The 17,434-nt window shown below is 57.1% G+C and carries 18 protein-coding genes; 10 read left to right on the forward strand and 8 right to left on the reverse strand.

Going from position 1 to position 17,434, the window contains the following annotated elements; all coding sequences use genetic code 11:
• Positions 1–31: 31 nt before the first annotated feature.
• Positions 32–1,270 (reverse strand): TRAP transporter substrate-binding protein, encoded by a 1,239-nt coding sequence (locus tag ACR3FB_RS12410; protein WP_480563475.1) that lies wholly within the window; start codon positions 1,268–1,270, stop codon positions 32–34.
• A gap of 108 nt (positions 1,271–1,378) precedes the next feature.
• On the opposite strand from ACR3FB_RS12410, the gene ACR3FB_RS12415 reads away from it, so the two are divergent.
• Together ACR3FB_RS12415 and ACR3FB_RS12420 are read left to right on the forward strand one after the other, a co-directional pair.
• Positions 1,379–2,974 (forward strand): GMC family oxidoreductase, encoded by a 1,596-nt coding sequence (locus tag ACR3FB_RS12415; RefSeq protein ID WP_480563473.1) that lies wholly within the window; start codon positions 1,379–1,381, stop codon positions 2,972–2,974.
• A gap of 769 nt (positions 2,975–3,743) precedes the next feature.
• On the forward strand, positions 3,744–4,412 hold the full coding sequence (locus ACR3FB_RS12420) for a hypothetical protein (protein ID WP_480563471.1): 669 nt from the start codon (positions 3,744–3,746) through the stop codon (positions 4,410–4,412).
• A gap of 188 nt (positions 4,413–4,600) precedes the next feature.
• On the opposite strand, the gene ychF is transcribed toward ACR3FB_RS12420, so the two are convergent.
• Entirely contained in the window at positions 4,601–5,698 is a 1,098-nt protein-coding gene (gene ychF, locus ACR3FB_RS12425; RefSeq protein WP_170472074.1) for a redox-regulated ATPase YchF, read from the reverse strand.
• A gap of 199 nt (positions 5,699–5,897) precedes the next feature.
• Here ychF and ACR3FB_RS12430 point away from each other — a divergent pair, with 199 nt between their 5' ends.
• The 8 genes from ACR3FB_RS12430 (at position 5,898) to hmuQ (ending at position 12,305) form a co-directional block, all read left to right on the forward strand.
• Complete coding sequence (locus tag ACR3FB_RS12430; RefSeq protein WP_425083905.1) at positions 5,898–6,386, forward strand: acyloxyacyl hydrolase; 489 nt, start codon at positions 5,898–5,900, stop codon at positions 6,384–6,386.
• A gap of 79 nt (positions 6,387–6,465) precedes the next feature.
• The gene (trpA, locus tag ACR3FB_RS12435) at positions 6,466–7,257 is read left to right on the forward strand and encodes a tryptophan synthase subunit alpha (RefSeq protein WP_425083906.1); all 792 of its coding nucleotides are present in this window, start codon (positions 6,466–6,468) and stop codon (positions 7,255–7,257) included.
• A gap of 130 nt (positions 7,258–7,387) precedes the next feature.
• Positions 7,388–8,554, forward strand: coding sequence for an alpha-hydroxy acid oxidase (locus ACR3FB_RS12440; RefSeq protein WP_480563469.1), 1,167 nt, complete (start codon positions 7,388–7,390; stop codon positions 8,552–8,554).
• Between the two features lie 238 nt (positions 8,555–8,792).
• A complete protein-coding gene (locus ACR3FB_RS12445; protein ID WP_480563467.1) occupies positions 8,793–9,446 on the forward strand; it encodes a 50S ribosomal protein L25/general stress protein Ctc in 654 nt (217 codons plus the stop codon).
• Between the two features lie 137 nt (positions 9,447–9,583).
• Positions 9,584–10,267: an aminoacyl-tRNA hydrolase gene (gene pth / locus ACR3FB_RS12450; RefSeq protein ID WP_480563465.1), complete on the forward strand. Its 684-nt coding sequence runs from the start codon at positions 9,584–9,586 to the stop codon at positions 10,265–10,267.
• Between the two features lie 81 nt (positions 10,268–10,348).
• Positions 10,349–11,512 (forward strand): serine hydrolase domain-containing protein, encoded by a 1,164-nt coding sequence (locus ACR3FB_RS12455; protein ID WP_480563463.1) that lies wholly within the window; start codon positions 10,349–10,351, stop codon positions 11,510–11,512.
• A gap of 10 nt (positions 11,513–11,522) precedes the next feature.
• Positions 11,523–11,900 carry a DUF2237 family protein gene (locus ACR3FB_RS12460; protein ID WP_480563461.1) on the forward strand — a complete coding sequence of 126 codons (378 nt, stop codon included), beginning with the start codon at positions 11,523–11,525 and terminating at the stop codon, positions 11,898–11,900.
• Positions 11,901–11,984: 84 nt separating this feature from the next.
• Positions 11,985–12,305 carry a heme-degrading protein HmuQ gene (hmuQ, locus tag ACR3FB_RS12465; RefSeq protein WP_170665804.1) on the forward strand — a complete coding sequence of 107 codons (321 nt, stop codon included), beginning with the start codon at positions 11,985–11,987 and terminating at the stop codon, positions 12,303–12,305.
• A gap of 50 nt (positions 12,306–12,355) precedes the next feature.
• Here hmuQ and trpB read toward each other — a convergent pair whose 3' ends face one another.
• The 6 genes from trpB to rpsA all read right to left on the reverse strand — a co-directional run bounded on the left by trpB (position 12,356) and on the right by rpsA (position 17,293).
• Positions 12,356–13,603 (reverse strand): tryptophan synthase subunit beta, encoded by a 1,248-nt coding sequence (gene trpB, locus ACR3FB_RS12470; RefSeq protein ID WP_170377715.1) that lies wholly within the window; start codon positions 13,601–13,603, stop codon positions 12,356–12,358.
• 68 nt (positions 13,604–13,671) lie between these two features.
• Positions 13,672–14,007 carry a DUF3291 domain-containing protein gene (locus ACR3FB_RS12475; RefSeq protein ID WP_480563457.1) on the reverse strand — a complete coding sequence of 112 codons (336 nt, stop codon included), beginning with the start codon at positions 14,005–14,007 and terminating at the stop codon, positions 13,672–13,674.
• Between the two features lie 46 nt (positions 14,008–14,053).
• On the reverse strand, positions 14,054–14,695 hold the full coding sequence (locus ACR3FB_RS12480) for a phosphoribosylanthranilate isomerase (protein WP_480563454.1): 642 nt from the start codon (positions 14,693–14,695) through the stop codon (positions 14,054–14,056).
• Positions 14,696–14,704: 9 nt separating this feature from the next.
• Positions 14,705–15,055: a lipopolysaccharide assembly protein LapA domain-containing protein gene (locus ACR3FB_RS12485; RefSeq protein ID WP_480563452.1), complete on the reverse strand. Its 351-nt coding sequence runs from the start codon at positions 15,053–15,055 to the stop codon at positions 14,705–14,707.
• A gap of 7 nt (positions 15,056–15,062) precedes the next feature.
• A complete protein-coding gene (gene ihfB / locus ACR3FB_RS12490; RefSeq protein WP_008758048.1) occupies positions 15,063–15,347 on the reverse strand; it encodes an integration host factor subunit beta in 285 nt (94 codons plus the stop codon).
• Positions 15,348–15,616: 269 nt separating this feature from the next.
• A complete protein-coding gene (gene rpsA / locus ACR3FB_RS12495) occupies positions 15,617–17,293 on the reverse strand; it encodes a 30S ribosomal protein S1 (protein ID WP_480563450.1) in 1,677 nt (558 codons plus the stop codon).
• Positions 17,294–17,434: the final 141 nt, after the last annotated feature.

Genomic DNA, 17,434 nt, shown 5'->3' on the forward strand with positions numbered 1-17,434 from the left:
GCCCGTTTGAGGGCCGGTTCACATCAGCTTATCAGGCTTGGCCCATCCACCAACGGCGCGGTTCGACGTTTTCCGGCAGGGTATCGGCCGGAATTTCACGCGCGATGTCGTAGATTTCCTGATACGTATCGATGCCACCAGCCCATTTATTCAGGCGTTCACGCCACTGCGCCCAAGGCTCAGGGTTGTAGTTCGGGGCGCACATCTCTTCGGCCAGTTTGATCTGATCGTCCGGCAGGAAGGCCGGGCGGACACCGTTTTCTGCAAAGATCGTGTTGGGAAGCTGCGGCTCCGAGAAGCCAACTGTGTTCAACAACGCAGCCTCATTCGCACCTTGGATCAACGCCTGAGTGAAATAGGAAGACTCCATCACTGCGTCCTGCAAATCGCCACCGAGGCTGTCGAAGACCTTGGCCGACATCGAGGTATGCTCGGTGCCGCAGAAGAACTTCAGGTTTACCGACTGCGAAACCACCGGCGCCATATTGGCGTAAGCCACGGCGGAGGCCCAAGTTTCAGCCCCGTCAATCAGACCTGTTTTCAGAGCGTCCAGTGTCTCTTCCCAGGCCACCGGAACCGGGTTCAGGTTCAACAACTGCATTGCAATGCGGCCCAACTGCGTGCCGGTAACGCGGTTCTTGGTGCCGAACAGCTCTTCCAGTTTGGTTACTGTGGGCTTGTCAGCAAAGGTCGAGCCCATTTGTAGGCCGCGCAGTTCGCAATGGGTAAACAGGAACTTCAGCCCATGTCGTTTCTCCAGGGGGTCGCGGAGAATGCGCTGGCTCGCAGGGCTGTAGAAGAAATGGTACTGCGCCGCGCGGCTTGGGAACATGTAAGCGTAGTCCAGCACGTTCAGATAAGGCGCGCCACCAGCCGAGTTCTGGGTCGAAGCAGCGTAGATATCGACGATTCCCTGCTGCGTTTTTTCAACACAGCTAAGTTGTCCGCAGATCTGATTGTCGCCGATGAACTCGATCCGAATCTCACCATCTGTGCGTTCTTCCAGATCGCGCGCGAATTCGATAGCCCCGGCGCGTTCGATCAGAAGGTTGCGAGTATTGAAGCCTGAAGCGCCAAACTTCAGCGTGTGCTTGGGCTCTTTTGAGAACCGTTTTTCGTACGTGGATTCAGCTGCTTGCGCCAGGTTGGCCAAGCTCATCGCTCCACCGAACCCACCTGCTGCCAGCAGAGTCGAACTCATACCGTAACGGCCCGCCACGCGGAAGAAATCCCGCCGCGAAATACCACTTAGTTTCTTACCGATCTCCATTGCTTACCTCCCTGATCGCAATTATTGAGACGTTTTGTATCAAAAAAGGCTAGTATATTTCTTGCATCTTGCATAGAGTTTTTTCGACGGCGTGAGGAGGAGGCAGTCATGGAAGTGGATTATGCGGTTGTGGGCGCCGGGTCTTCGGGCTGCGTCATTGCCAACCGGCTGAGCGCTGATCCTAACGCGACCGTTGCACTGCTAGAGGCAGGTGGCCGCGATACCAACCCATGGATTCACATCCCTGTTGGCTACTTCAAAACCATGCACAACCCATCGGTCGATTGGTGTTATCGCACCGAACCTGATCCTGGTCTGAATGGTCGATCCATCGACTGGCCACGCGGCAAGGTACTGGGCGGGTCGTCCTCATTGAACGGTTTGCTCTACGTGCGTGGACAGAAAGAGGACTATGATCGCTGGCGCCAAATGGGCAATGAGGGCTGGGGGTGGGACGATGTCCTGCCTCTATTCAAGCGCTGCGAAGACCAGGAGCGAGGTGAAGACGAGTTCCATGGCGTTGGTGGGCCCTTGTCCGTATCCAATATGCGTATTCAGCGTCCGATCTGTGACGCGTGGGTGGCCGCAGCGCAGGCGGCGGGCTATCCGTTCAACCCTGATTACAACGGCGCGGATCAAGAGGGGGTGGGGTATTTCCAACTGACCACCCGCAATGGCCGCCGGTGCAGCGCTGCCGTTGCCTACCTGAAACCTATCCGGGATCGACAAAACCTAAACATCATTACAAATGCACTCGTTACGCGCGTGGTTCTGGAGGGAAAAAAAGCAACCGGATTGGTGTACCGGGATCGCTCTGGCGCAGAAAAATCCCTGACCGTCCGGCGTGAGATCATTCTGTCCGGCGGAGCGATAAACTCGCCACAGATCCTAATGCTTTCAGGGATCGGAGACCCGGACCACCTGAAAGAAAACGGCATCGACCCCCTGCACGCCCTGCCAGGTGTTGGCAAAGGATTACAGGACCACTTGCAGGCCCGGCTCGTGTTCAAATGCAACGAACCGACACTGAATGATGAAGTCAGGAGCCTGTTCAATCAGGCGCGTATCGCCCTGAAATACGCGCTGTTCCGTGCAGGCCCTATGACCATGGCCGCCAGCCTTGCCACCGGGTTCATGAAAACCCGCGAGGATGTAGAAACACCCGATATCCAGTTTCACGTCCAGCCCTGGTCCGCCGACAGCCCTGGAGAGGGTGTTCATCCGTTCTCAGCCTTTACCATGTCGGTCTGCCAACTGCGCCCTGAAAGCCGGGGGGAGCTACGCTTGAACGGCCCGGATCCATCTAAATATGTCAAAATTTTACCGAACTATCTGTCCACTGAAACGGACTGCCGAACCATAGTTGACGGGGTGAACATCGCCCGCAGAATAGCCAAGCATAATCCTTTGGCCTCAAAGGTTTCAGAGGAATTTCGGCCAACAGCTCAGCTGAGTTGTGAAGACTATGAGGGCACGTTGGACTGGGTAAGATCAAACACCGCATCCATTTATCATCCAACCGGAACTTGCGCGATGGGAAGCACCGAAACATCGGTCGTAGATGCAAAACTAAAAGTACATGGTATAGCTAACCTGCGTGTGGCCGACTGCTCGATCATGCCGGAAATCGTCAGTGGTAACACCAATGCGCCAGCCATCATGATCGGAGAAAAGGCTAGTGACTTGATACAGGCGGATGCGTGACACAAAAATGGAGGGAAAGGTGTTTAATCCCTCAGTTTAGCTGTGTGCTCTTATCTCTGAAAAATAGAAAACCGACGTTGGGTCTCCAGTCAATTACCCTTGCGGCGTCGGCTTTTAGTTGGATTGAACTGGTCAACATGATCCGAAAAGGTAAATTCACGCCCAAAGACGTGCTGTTTCAGCAGTTCGCTTAGTTCGCAGGACAGTCGATCAGTTCAGCAACCTAGTTCAGTGGAACGAACCGGTCCTGCGCCCGGCTTGTTTTGAAAAACGGTAGCGCGGACGAAGCTGTCATTTTCAGGCCGTTCAGTTGTGTAGATACGGTCGACGCAATTGGCGATGGTTCTGCCCACTTGAAGTCCAAACGAGTATATTCTCACTACCCATTGAGCTTGCTTCGCTGCTCTTGCGGTTTCTTACCAGACTGTTCTTCATTGGACAGGACGCTTACTGTAAGCATTGAATCCGCGACCCACAGCTTGCAAAGGTAACTTGTGTGATCAAAGACATTCCGAAGCGGACCATCATCGCCGGCTTGCTAGGTGTGACGGCGGCAATCAGCGTCGGAGTTGTTTGGTTCATAATGTATGGACCGGGGTCTTGGACTGACAACATATCCAATCGCGACCTCATTGACACGACGCCAGATGCTGTCCTGCCTAGAGAAGCGAACGGACAATCCGCCAAACTCCTCTCGGCCTTCCACGGGCTTGACGCACTTCCACGCGTCTCAAATGTGATTTGCAGGGGGTCTGAGGGCAACACCGGAATGCCAGTGATCTTTTCTACTGAGATAGACATCGCGACTATGCAGGCCGGGGATTTTAAAGTCACAACTCGGTCAGGCGCGCCGGGGAAGATGCACTGCGCGTCCGTTCTCCCAGCTACAGACCCAGGTGAGTTGCGCACGGTTCTTTTGATAGGGCAATTGGGACCCGCCGAAACCGACCCACCGGTTAGGGTTGACGTTGTCGGGCATTTGCAGTCGATCGACGGCACGCTTGATTTTCAGGGAGCGAGTGCGTCGGTGATACCACTAGAAGACGGACCATCGATTGTTTTGGCCGAAGTTGTGGAGGACTGGACACTTGTCGGCACTTTGGGCCCGCGTCGCGTAAGGGGTAGCCTCTGCCCGACGGAAGGCGTCGTTCAGGCGATCCGTGTAACGTGGGAAGGGGGTGTGACGCTTAAGGATGGCAACGAACCAGGTGAGGCAGAACGCGATCTATATACGATCACCGTCGAGGCACCCGATGGGACCCGCAATGAAGTGAAGCCGCTCGCGCTAGCGAACCTAGGTGACGGGGACAACAATCATATGCTGTGCATGGACACGATAGATCGGCCCATCTCAGTGTCCTTTCCAGCAAGCGTCTTTACGGACCCGAACGATGATTTGAACCCAGCGACAAAGATTGACGTAACTCCGTATCGGTAAACATCCTGGCATGACCACTCCGTAGTCTTAGGGAATTTGGATACGTCGTCTCATGCTGGTGCGTTGTAAGGTACAATAGGTTTGAGCGATGGAAGCCGAACAGAAGGACCGCCTAGGGGTAAAAAGGCTGTTGGCTCAGGTGCTCGTTCAATGGCACCCAAGCATTCGAGCAGTGAAGGTGCTGATGCTCAAGTATTGAACAAAAAGTGCATCACATCGCCATCCTTGACGATGTAACCCTTGCCCTCTGCGCGCATCTTGCCTGCCTCTTTCGCACCCTGTTCGCCGTTGGCGGCGATGTAGTCGTCATAGGCGATGGTCTCGGCGCGGATGAAACCTTTCTCGAAGTCCCCATGGATGACGCCTGCGGCCTGCGGCGCTGCAGTGCCGGTGCGGATGGTCCAAGCGCGGGCCTCTTTCGGGCCGACGGTGAAATAGGTTTCCAACTTGAGCAGATCGTAACCGGCGCGGATCAGACGGTCGAGGCCGGGCTCTTCCAGACCCATCTCGCCCAAGAACATCTCGGCTTCGTCCTCTTCCAGCAGGCTGATCTCTTCTTCGATCTTGGCGCTGATGATGACGTGCGCGTTGCCTTGCGCGGCGGCCATTTCGGCTACCTTGGACGAGTATTCGTTGCCCTCGGCGGCTTCTTCCTCGGACACGTTGCAGACGTAAAGCACAGGCTTTGTCGTCAGAAGCTGTAGCATCTTCCAGGCCTTGGCATCTTCGTCCGAGACCTCAACCAGACGCGCGGGCTTGCCGTTTTCCAGCATCTCCTGCGCCTCAGCCAGCAGACGGTCCTGCTGCTGCGCCTCTTTGTCATTGCCTTTCAGCTTGCGCACCAGATTGGCGCGGCGCTTTTCGATGCTTTCCAGATCGGCCAGCATCAGCTCGGTCTCGATCGTGTCGGCATCGGCCACCGGGTCAACTCGGCCGTCTACGTGGGTCACGTCACCGTCTTCGAAACAGCGCAGCACATGGGCGATAGCGTCGGTCTCACGGATATTGGCCAGAAACTGGTTGCCCAGCCCCTCACCTTTCGAGGCCCCCTTCACCAGACCGGCGATATCCACAAAGGTCATCCGCGTCGGGATGATCTGCTTCGAGGCCGCAATCGCCGCCAGTTTGTCCAACCGGTCATCAGGCACAGCCACGTCGCCCACATTGGGTTCGATGGTGCAGAACGGGAAATTCGCGGCCTGAGCGGCTGCGGTTTTGGTCAGCGCGTTGAAGAGGGTTGACTTGCCCACATTCGGCAAACCCACGATTCCCATTTTAAAGCCCATGACGGTCTCCTGATGCTTTTCGCGGCTGCTTCTAGGCGGGTCAGTGTGAATTCGCAAGCCAATGTGGATGATCGGCGCCCTGCACCCTCACGCTGGTCTCACGTTTTTGTTCCTCTGTTGTGTTCGTGGGTGCATTGAAAACAGGCACCGGGAATAAGCACGTGAATAGGAACATCGAAGACCAAACGGAAATGTTCCTATGAAGAAAATCCTCGCTTTGTCGGCTGTTCTGGCCATAAGCGCCGGCATGGCGCATGCCCAGTCCATTGTTCTAGGGGCTGGTTTCGCAGATTTCTCAGACAGCGACTCGGATGATCATGCGCTTATTGCGTTGGAGTATCAGCACCGCCCGTTTCATCAGGCCACCCGGTTCAGCGTTGGGTGGGGCGCAGCCCTTTCGATCGACGAAGCGGGCGATACCCATATCGGCGCGGGTCTGGTCGGTCTCTATTCTCTGAACAATCGCTGGTTTCTGGAAGGCAGCGTTATGCCCGGCTACTTCTCTGAGGCTGACGAGTTGAACGATCTTGGCGGTAGCTTTCAGATCCGCAGCCTTCTTGGGATAGGGTACACACTGGACAATGGCAACAAGGTGTCGATGGCCATCACCCACAAATCCAACGCCAGCACGCAAGAGGATAATCCGGGCGTCAACGCCCTGCTTTTCCGTTATCACTTTGCGTTCTGAAGGTTTGCGGCCGCGGCGGGATTGATTTTCGGCAAAACTTTCTGCACATCAGGTCCGAACCTGACTGCAAGGACATGCCATGACCCGTATCGACGCCAAGTTTGCCGCTCTGAAAGCCGAGGGGAAAAAGGCCTTTGTCGCCTATGTGATGGCAGGCGACCCAGACTATGAGACCTCGCTTGAGGTCGTCAAAGGATTGCCGGGTGCGGGCGTGGACGTGATTGAGCTTGGCCTGCCCTTTACCGACCCGATGGCGGATGGGCCGACGATCCAACTTGCAGGTCAACGTGCCTTGGATGGCGGCATGACCCTGCAACGTACGCTGGATCTGGCGCGCGCGTTCCGGGAAACAGATAACACGACCCCGATTGTTCTGATGGGGTACTACAATCCGATCTACAGCCGTGGCGTCGATGCGTTCCTCGAAGATGCCAAAGCTGTGGGCATCGACGGGCTGATCGTCGTCGACCTGCCACCCGAAGAAGACGAGGAGCTTTGCCTGCCCGCCCAAGCCGCCGGTCTGAACTTCATCCGCCTCGCGACACCAACCACCGACGACAAACGCCTGCCCCGCGTGCTGCAGAATACCTCGGGCTTTGTTTATTACGTCTCGATCACTGGAATCACCGGAGCGGCTGAGGCGCAGGCGACCAATGTCGGCCCCGAGGTCGCCCGGATCAAATCCGCCACCGACCTTCCGGTCATTGTCGGCTTTGGCATCAACACACCCGAGAAATCGCAAGCCATCGCCTCGGTCGCGGATGGGGCGGTTGTTGGCTCGGCTATCGTCAGCCAGATCGGCGCGGGCAAGCCAGTGTCCGAGGTACTGGATTTCGTGAAATCCCTCGCGGATGGTGCCCATTCCGCATAAACCCTAACGATATGTTTTTGAGGCGCGGCTGAAATGGGACCGCCACGTTTTTTTGATCTCGCGATAGCGTTGCGAACCTGCCCTCTGGCCGGTTACACAGTTCGGGACAATTCAAGGAAGGTTCCCGAACATGCCCGTGATTACGACGATTGAAGACCTGCGCCGGATCTACGAACGCCGTGTGCCGCGCATGTTCTACGACTACGCCGAAAGCGGCAGCTGGACCGAACAGACCTTTCGCGAAAACAGCTCGGACTTCGAGAAAATTCGCCTGCGTCAAAGGGTGGCTGTGGATATGGCGGGTCGGTCGACTGCGTCGCAGATGATTGGAGAGGACGTGTCGCTTCCCGTTGCGCTTGCCCCGGTCGGGCTGACCGGCATGCAACACGCGGACGGGGAAATGAAAGCCGCCAAGGCAGCCGAGGAGTTCGGTGTGCCTTTCACCCTTTCAACCATGTCCATCAACTCGATCGAGGATGTGGCTGAATACACCAGCAAGCCGTTTTGGTTCCAGCTCTACACCATGAAGGACGAAGACTATGTCAGCCGCCTGATCCAGCGGGCCAAGGATGCCAAATGCTCTGCACTCGTGATTACGCTGGATCTGCAGATTCTGGGTCAACGCCACAAAGACCTGAAGAACGGCCTTTCTGCCCCGCCGAAACTAACACCCAAAACCATCGCCAACCTGATGACGAAATGGTCGTGGGGAATCGAAATGCTGCAAGCCAAGCGGCGTGAGTTTGGCAACATCGTTGGCCATGTCGAAGGTATCTCTGACGCCTCATCGCTGGGCGCGTGGACGGCTGAGCAATTCGACCCCAGCCTCGACTGGACAAAGGTCGAAAAGCTGATGGAGCAATGGGGCGGCAAAGTGATTCTGAAAGGCATACTCGACGCCGAAGATGCCAAGATGGCCGCCAAACTCGGCGCGGACGCTATTATTGTGTCGAATCACGGCGGCCGCCAACTGGACGGTGCGCTGAGTTCAATCCGCATGCTGCCCGAGATCATGGATGCCGTCGGTAGCGACATCGAGGTCCATCTGGACAGCGGCATCCGTTCGGGTCAGGACGTCCTAAAGGCTTTGGCACTGGGGGCAAAGGGCACCTATATCGGCCGCGCTTTCGTCTATGGGCTAGGCGCGATGGGTCAATCTGGCGTGACGACCGCCTTGGACGTCATTCAGAAGGAGCTTGATACCACGATGGCCCTGTGCGGCGAGCGCAACGTCGCAGATCTGGGTCGCCATAACCTACTTGTACCCGAAGATTTCGGCGGGCGCTGGCAAAGCTGAACCGGCCTAGGGGGCGCTGCCCCCGCCGCCCCTGAAGGGGCGACCCCCCCCGGGGGTATTTTTTGAGCAGACGAAGCAACGGACGCTTCGCATCTTCTTCTGTTTGAAAGTACCTCGGAGCGCGAGGCAGCGCCTCGCAAAATACCGCTTTCCAAACCGCAAGAAACAAGATAAGGACGCGGCTTCACGCGGGCATACAGCCTTGGAGGATGCCCGCCCTAACATTGGAGAATATATCATGGCTGGAGAGATTCCTGATCTCGTAGCTCTGGAACGGACGGGGACAGGCAAGGGCGCCGCTCGTCAGACCCGCCGCGAAGGCATGGTTCCGGGCGTTGTTTTTGGTGGCGACAAAGATCCGCTGGCAATCAAGATCCCGTTCAATGAACTGTTCAAGCGCCTGAAAGCAGGCCGGTTCAAGTCGACCCTGTGGAACCTGAAGGTTGAAGGCCACGAAGACGTACGCGTCATCTGCCGCGACGTGCAGCGTGACGTCGTCAAAGACCTGCCGACCCACCTGGACCTGATGCGCCTGCGTCGGACCACCAAGATCGCGCTGTTCATCCCGGTTGAGTTCGTCAACGAAGAAGCGGCCCCCGGCATCAAGAAGGGCGGCGTTCTGACCGTTGTCCGTCCGGAAGTCGAACTGATGTGCACCGCTGGTGACATTCCTGAGAAGATCACCGTTGATCTGACAGGCATGGAGATCAACGACGTTGTCACCATCTCGTCGGTTGACCTGCCCGCTGGTACCAAGCCGACCATCGACCGTGACTTCGTGATCGCCAACGTTTCGGCACCGACCGGTCTGTCGACCAGCGACGAAGAAGAAGGCGAAGAAGTGGCCGCAGACGAAGTTGAAGTCGTCGGCCAGGAAGAAGCTGAAGAATAAATCCGAACTCGAATTGTCGGATTGTGAAACGGGGCCTAACATCGGGCCCCGTTTTCTTTTGGCACCGGGCTAGAAAACGGATGCCATTTCATGCCATCACCGCTCTGCGCTGAAGGCATGCGAAAGAGGATTGAGGCATGAAATTGTTTGTCGGATTGGGGAACCCGGGATCGAAATATGCCCGCAACCGGCACAATATCGGCTTCATGGCACTGGACCGGATTGCCGAAGATCACGGTTTCGGCCCTTGGAAATCCAAGTTTCAGGCCGAGATTGCTGAAGGGCGTCTTGGGCAAGAAAAGGTGCTTCTGATCAAGCCGCAGACTTTCATGAATCGCTCGGGTCAATCCGTGGGCGAGGCGATGCGGTTCTACAAGCTCGACTCGACTGACGTGACCGTTTTCCATGACGAGCTGGACCTTGCGCCCGGCAAGGTGCGGGTCAAGGCGGGCGGCGGTCATGCCGGGCACAATGGGCTGCGATCCATTCATGAGCATATTAGCCCAGCCTATGATCGCGTGCGTTTGGGCATCGGGCACCCCGGACGGAAAGAGATGGTCTCGCCCTATGTTCTGGGTGACTTTGCCAAAGCCGATGGGGACTGGCTGGAGGACGTATTGCGCGGCGTTGCAGACGGCGCGGGTCATCTGGCTGACGGTGACAGCGGTAAGTTCATGAATGCGGTTGCTTTGCGTACTGCGCCGCCCCGCTCTTCCACCTCACCAAAGCCCGAAAAATCGGCCCCAAAACCTCAGGCGAAGCCTGTGCCCGAAGAAGACAACCGCTCGGCCATGCAAAAGCTGTTGGACAAGTTCAAGTAGCCTGCGCCCTTGGTGCCGTAAGGTCCTGATTGCGGAATGCGGCGTCTCGCGCTCCTATATCAACCAAGAGGGAGGCATTTCATGAAAGCTCTGTTCAAATGGGTGTTGCGGATCACTCTGGCATTGATCCTGGCAGCAGTGGTTGTTGGCGTCTGGAAACGCGAAGAAATTCAGCGCCTCTTGGCCGTGAACTCTCTGTTTTCCGAAGAGAAGATCGTCCACAACTTCTCCCATATGGATGAGGCTTTCCTGACCGCCAATCTGCCCCGAGGCGACGGCCCGACGTGGGAGCTGCCCTATGGTCCCGGCTTTGACCTTCCCGAAGGGACCGATGACTGGATCGAGGCTCGCGCGGTCACCTCGCTTCTGGTGATGCAGGACGGTCAGATCCGGTTCGAGGAATATTATCTGGGGACAGGTCCCGACGATCGTCGAATCTCATGGTCGGTCGCCAAAAGCTATCTTTCGGCACTTCTGGGCATTCTGCTGGACGAAGGCGCGATCACATCGCTTGATGATCCGGTGGTGAAATACGCGCCCAACCTGACCGGCAGTGCCTATGAGACCGCCTCGATCCGCAATGTGCTGAACATGGCCAGCGGGGTTGTCTTTGACGAGGACTATTTTGACCCGAACTCCGATATCAACCGGATGGGCCGCGTACTGGCCCTCGGCGGTGAGTTGGATGATTTCACCATCGCGCTACAGGACAGCTTCATCGAACCCGGAGAGAGCTGGCAATATGTGTCAATCGACACCCATGTCATCGGCATGGTGATCCGTGGCGCCACCGGGCGCAGCGTCACAGAGCTGATGACCGAGAAGATCGTGCAGCCCCTGGGGCTGGAACGCGACGGTTACTATGTCACCGACGGCGCTGGCGTGGCCTTTGTACTGGGTGGTCTGAATTTCACCACGCGCGACTTCGCGCGCTTCGGCCAGATGATCCTGCAGGGCGGAGAGCATGACGGCGAGCAACTGGTGCCCGCGGAATGGATCAGGGAATCAACCTGGCCCAGCGCCCCGACCGAGCCGGGAAAGATCGGCTACGGCTATCAGTGGTGGATTCCCGTTGGCGCGCATGAAGGAGAATTTCTGGCCCGCGGGGTCTATGGGCAATATATGTATTTCGACCAGCCTCGTGGCGTTCTGATCATGACAACCGGTGCGGATCGCAAATTCCGTGATCCGGGCGTCAACGAACAGAATGTCGAAATGTTCCGCAGTATCGCGCAAAGCCTGTAAGGTGAGCCTTATGCAGAAAGAAGACAGCATCAATGTTCTCGGCGGGGTTCTGTCCGATTGCTCGAAAGACCCTTTGACCGGGTTCTTCCGCGACGGAGCCTGCAACACCTGCATCGAGGATCAGGGCAGCCACACCGTCTGCGCCGTCATGACGGCTGAGTTTCTGGCCTATTCGAAATACGTCGGCAACGACCTCAGCACCCCTCGGCCCGAGTTCAACTTTCCGGGCCTCAACCCCGGGGACAGCTGGTGTCTCTGTGCCGGTCGCTTCCTTCAGGCGCATGACGAAGGCTGTGCGCCCAAGGTGCATCTTGAGGCCACGCATCAGCGCGCGCTTGAGATCGTACCGCTGGACATCCTGCGCCAACACGCAGCCCGCGCCAATTGACGACGGGCGGGGAATACTCTCTATACCAACAGCCAGCCGACATTTCGTTTCGCCAGCCTGAATCACGACAGAATGGGGAAAGCCATGAGCTTTATCGCAATGAACCGTTTCAAGGTCCGGCCCGGCAGTGAGGCCGATTTTGAAAACGTCTGGAAGGAACGTCAGAGCCGTCTGAATGAGTTGAAAGGGTTTCAGGAATTCCGCCTGCTCAAAGGGCCTGAAGGCGACGGATATCGCCTGTATTCCAGCCATGTGATCTGGGACAGCCGCGCAGATTTTGAGGCCTGGACCAAGTCGGAACAGTTCCGCGACGCGCATAAGAATGCAGGCAACAGCAAGACCCAATCCGCCTTGATGGGCCCACCGCAGTTCGAAGGGTTCGAAACCGTCCTGCAAGAGGGCTAAAGAAAAACCGGCCCTTTCTTGGGGGCCGGTTCCATCCGCTTGACCGACTGTTAGTCCGCCGTACGGCCTTCGGTGTCAGACATGTCGAAGTTCAGGTATTTGGCGACGGTCTGCACGTCCTTGTCGCCGCGTCCGCACATATTCATGCAGATCAGGTGATCTTTCGGCAGATCAGGCGCAATCTTCATCACATGGGCCAGCGCGTGGCTGGGCTCCAGCGCCGGGATGATGCCTTCGGTGGCACAGCAGAGCTGGAACGCCTCAAGCGCCTCTTTGTCGGTGATGGCGACATAGTTGGCGCGGCCAATATCGTTCAGCCAGGAATGTTCAGGCCCGATACCCGGATAATCCAGACCGGCCGAGATCGAATAACCTTCGAGGATCTGACCATCATCGTCCTGCAGAAGATAGGTTCGATTGCCATGCAGCACACCCGGACGACCACCGGTCAATGAGGCGCAATGCTCCATCTTCTCGTTCACACCTTTACCACCCGCTTCGACGCCGATGATATTGACCTCTTTGTCGTCGAGGAACGGATAGAACAGGCCCATCGCGTTCGAACCGCCGCCAATGGCAGCGATAATCGTGTCGGGCAGACGGCCCTCGGCCTTCATCATCTGCTCTTTGGCTTCTTTACCTATGATCGACTGGAAGTCGCGAACCATAGCCGGGTACGGGTGCGGCCCGGCCACGGTGCCGATGCAGTAGAACGTGTCGCGCACATTGGTCACCCAGTCGCGCAGCGCGTCGTTCATCGCGTCTTTCAGCGTCCCACGGCCGGAAGTTACGGGAATCACTTCGGCGCCCAGCAGACGCATGCGGAACACGTTCGGCGCCTGACGCTGCACGTCATGGGCGCCCATATAGACGATACATTTCAGACCGAACTTGGCGCAGACGGTGGCCGTGGCCACACCATGCTGCCCTGCCCCGGTTTCCGCGATGATCCGGGTCTTGCCCATGCGACGCGCCAGAATGATCTGGCCCAACACGTTGTTGATCTTATGCGCGCCGGTGTGGTTCAGCTCATCGCGTTTGAGGTAAATCTTCGCCCCACCCAGATGCTCGGTCAGGCGCTCTGCGTAGTACAGAGGCGATGGGCGGCCCACATAGTTTGCCCAAAGATCGTCCATCTCGGCCCAGAAGGTCGGATCATCCTTGGCTTTGTCATATTCCTCTTCCAGCGACAGGATCAGCGGCATCAGCGTCTCGCTGACAAAACGCCCGCCGAAAATGCCAAAACGCCCCTGTTCGTCAGGGCCGGACATGAAGGAATTGAAAAGATCGTTGGCCATGGAAGTCTCCCGCTTCGTATCCGTTGTTCATAGGAGGTAGCGGCAGGTTTTGCCATGGGCAAAACGCCTCATTCGGCAGCCAGAGTATGATGCCGCCAAAGCTCAAGCGCTTGCTCAGCCGTCGGTATCCCTATGCAAGGGAAATGGTGGAACTGGTTCACATGTGCCAAGCGGTTCGCCTCCTGCATCAGGCGACGGTGTGGGCCTGATTGGGCGAAGGTCAGCATCGCCTCGATATCGTGCCAGACGCTGAGCGAGAAATAGAGACCGTCTTGACGGAAAGTCGCCGCATGCAAACATAGCGGATCGCCCCGCGCTTGACGCAAAGCCTGCCCTGCTCGCCAGAAAAACTCTGGCGCGTTGTACCAGTGTTTCAGAGAAACGCCGCCTATAGCCGCCAGCATGTTTGTACCCCTCCGTCGAGAGATACGGCGCGAATACGAGATCAGATCACTGCGTCGCGTCGATAAATGCCTTCATTAGGGCGGCATCTTTAACTCCCGGCGCGCTTTCGACGCCGGATGCGACATCAACCTGACGCGCGCCCGTCATACGGATCGCCTCGGCCACATTGTCAGGGGTCAGGCCACCGGCCAGCATCCACGGCTTGCGCCAGTATTTGCGTCCCGCCAGCAAGCGCCAGTCAAAAGCCAAGCCATTGCCGCCGGGCAAAACGGCATTCTTTGGCGGCTTGGCGTCAATCAACAGCTGATCCGCCACATCACTGAAAGCATCAATGGCGGTAAGGTCTGCCTCATCGGCCACACCGATCACCTTCATCACGGGCAAGCCATACCGATCCTTGATCTGCTGCACGCGCTCAATAGACTCGCCCCCATGCAGCTGCAGGATATCGACCGGAACATTCTGCGTGATGTCGTCCAGCACCTCATCAGGGGCATTCACCACCAACGCCACCTTGGCCACGCCCGCCGGCACATGGGTCGCCAACTCGGCGGCCTGCTGGGGCGAGACACAACGGGGGGATTTGGCGAAGAAGTTGAACCCCAGATACCGCGCGCCTGCATCAACCGCAGCGCGCACGTGATCAGGGGCGGTCAAACCGCAGATTTTGACGGACACATCAGGCATTGCTTTGGCTCAGCTTGCCTCATCCAGAATGGCGAGAACCTCGTCCTTGCCTTTATTCTGCTTTTTCTTGAGCTTTTTGACCTCGCGCTCAAGCTTGCGCACTTCACCTTTTTTGACGGTCGCATCACGGCGATGCTTATGCTCGCGCATCCATTCCCACAGGAACCCGATAACCAGACCGGCCACAACACCGCCCAGCACCACCAGAAACAGCGGTAGCGACGTAGACAGGTTGAACCCCAGCAGCTCGGCCAGAGGGTCGGGCATCAGCTTGAGTTCAACGGATTCCACATTGGCAAGGGAGACTGAGATCAGGATGATCCCCAGCGCCCCCAGAAAAGCATATCGAATGTAGCGCATCATAAGGTCAGGCTTTACCGTTCAATCGGTCTCTAAGCAACTTACCCGTCTTGAAAAACGGCACACATTTTTCTTCGACCTGCACAGTTTCGCCGGTGCGCGGATTGCGACCCACGCGGGCGTCGCGCTTTTTCACCGAGAACGCGCCAAATCCGCGCAGCTCAACCCGGTCGCCCCGCGACATCGCGTCTGTGACTTCCTCGAAAACTGTATTCACAATCCGCTCGACATCGCGTTGATACAAATGCGGGTTTTCATCAGCAATTTTTTGAATCAATTCAGAACGGATCATGCGCGCTACCCTCCCAGGCGACCGGTTTACCATCTCTAGTGTTCTGGACAGTATAGAAAAAAACCCGGTTCGGGGGAACGTAAACTCTGTGTGTTGTAGCTGCAATTTCGGGCAAACTCGCATGATTTTTAGCTTGAACACCCAAAATCCCGTTCATGCACATAGTATGTACATTTTAGCGCCCAATTTGGGAACTTGTTGATTCGCAACAAAAACGGCCCCGCACACATGTACGGGGCCGTTAATTTGTATCGGGTCAGAGACCGGGTTTAGTCGCCGGATTTCAGCGCTGCACCCAGGATATCGCCCAGCGATGCGCCTGAGTCGGAGGAACCGTACTGTTCCACGGCCTCTTTCTCTTCGGCGATCTCGCGTGCCTTGATCGACAGGCCCAGACGGCGGGTCTTGCTGTCGACGTTGGTGACGCGGACGTCGACCTTGTCGCCGGTGTTGAAGCGCTCAGGGCGCTGCTCAGCACGATCACGCGACAGGTCCGAACGACGGATGAACGACTTCATGCCTTCGTATTCGACCTCGATGCCGCCATCTTCGATCGCGGTGACTTCAACGGTGATGACCGAGCCACGCTTCACGCCGCCTACGGCTTCGGCGAACTTGTCACCGCCCAGGGCTTTGATCGACAGCGAGATACGCTCTTTCTCAACGTCAACTTCCGAGACCACGGCCGAAACCATATCGCCTTTGCGGTAGTTCTGGATCGCATCCTCGCCACGCTCTTCCCAGGACAGGTCGCTGAGGTGAACCATGCCGTCGATGTCGCCTTCGAGGCCAATGAACAGACCGAATTCGGTGATGTTCTTGACTTCGCCTTCGACCTCGGTGCCCTCGGGGTGTGTTTCTGCAAACACTTCCCATGGGTTGCGCTGAGTCTGCTTCAGGCCCAGAGACACGCGACGCTTGGCGCCGTCGATTTCCAGAACCATGACGTCGACTTCCTGGCTGGTCGAAACGATCTTGCCGGGGTGGACGTTTTTCTTGGTCCAGGACATCTCGGACACGTGGACCAGACCTTCGACACCGGCTTCCAGCTCGACGAACGCGCCGTAGTCAGTGATGTTGGTGACGCGACCCTGATGGACCGAGCCCAGCGGGTACTTGGCAGCAACCAGATCCCATGGATCTTCTTGCAGCTGCTTCATGCCCAGGCTGATGCGGTGGGTCTCTTTGTTGATCTTGATGACCTGAACCTTGATGGTTTCGCCGATCGTCAGGATCTCGGACGGGTGGTTCACACGGCGCCATGCCATGTCGGTGACGTGCAGCAGGCCGTCAACGCCGCCCAGGTCAACAAACGCGCCGTATTCGGTGATGTTCTTGACAACACCCTCGACGGTCTGACCTTCGGACAGGTTGCCGATAACTTCGGCACGCTGTTCGGCACGCGATTCTTCCAGGATTGCGCGGCGCGACACAACGATGTTGCCACGGCGGCGGTCCATTTTCAGAATCTGGAACGGCTGCTTCAGACCCATCAGCGGGCCAGCGTCGCGCACAGGGCGGACGTCAACCTGCGAGCCGGGCAGGAACGCAACTGCGCCACCCAGATCGACGGTGAAGCCACCTTTGACGCGACCGAAGATTGCACCTTCGACGCGCTGGTCGTCGGCATATGCTTTTTCCAGACGGTCCCACGCCTCTTCACGGCGGGCCATCTCACGCGAGATGACAGCTTCGCCACGGGCGTTTTCTGCGGCGCGCAGGTAAACTTCGACCTCGTCACCAACAGCGATTTCAGGGGCTTCGCCGGGATTTGCGAATTCTTTCAGATCAACGCGGCCTTCCATTTTATAGCCTACGTCGATGATGGCTTGGCCGGCTTCGATCGCCAGAACCTTACCTTTGACAACAGAACCCTCTTCGGGTGTGTCCATTTCGAAGCTTTCATTCAGGAGGGCTTCGAATTCCTCCATGGATGCGTTAGCCATGTGGCGTTGTTTTCCTTTACATACGTTTTTGCTGGCCGAGCGGTTGTTTCCGCCGGTCTTGTTTCATGATGTCTTAGGGCGTGACCCGGTGCGCATCTGACTACACAAACACAAAGGGCCGAGGTAACCCGGCCCTGCTCA

This window comes from Ruegeria sp. AO1 (assembly GCF_056535985.1).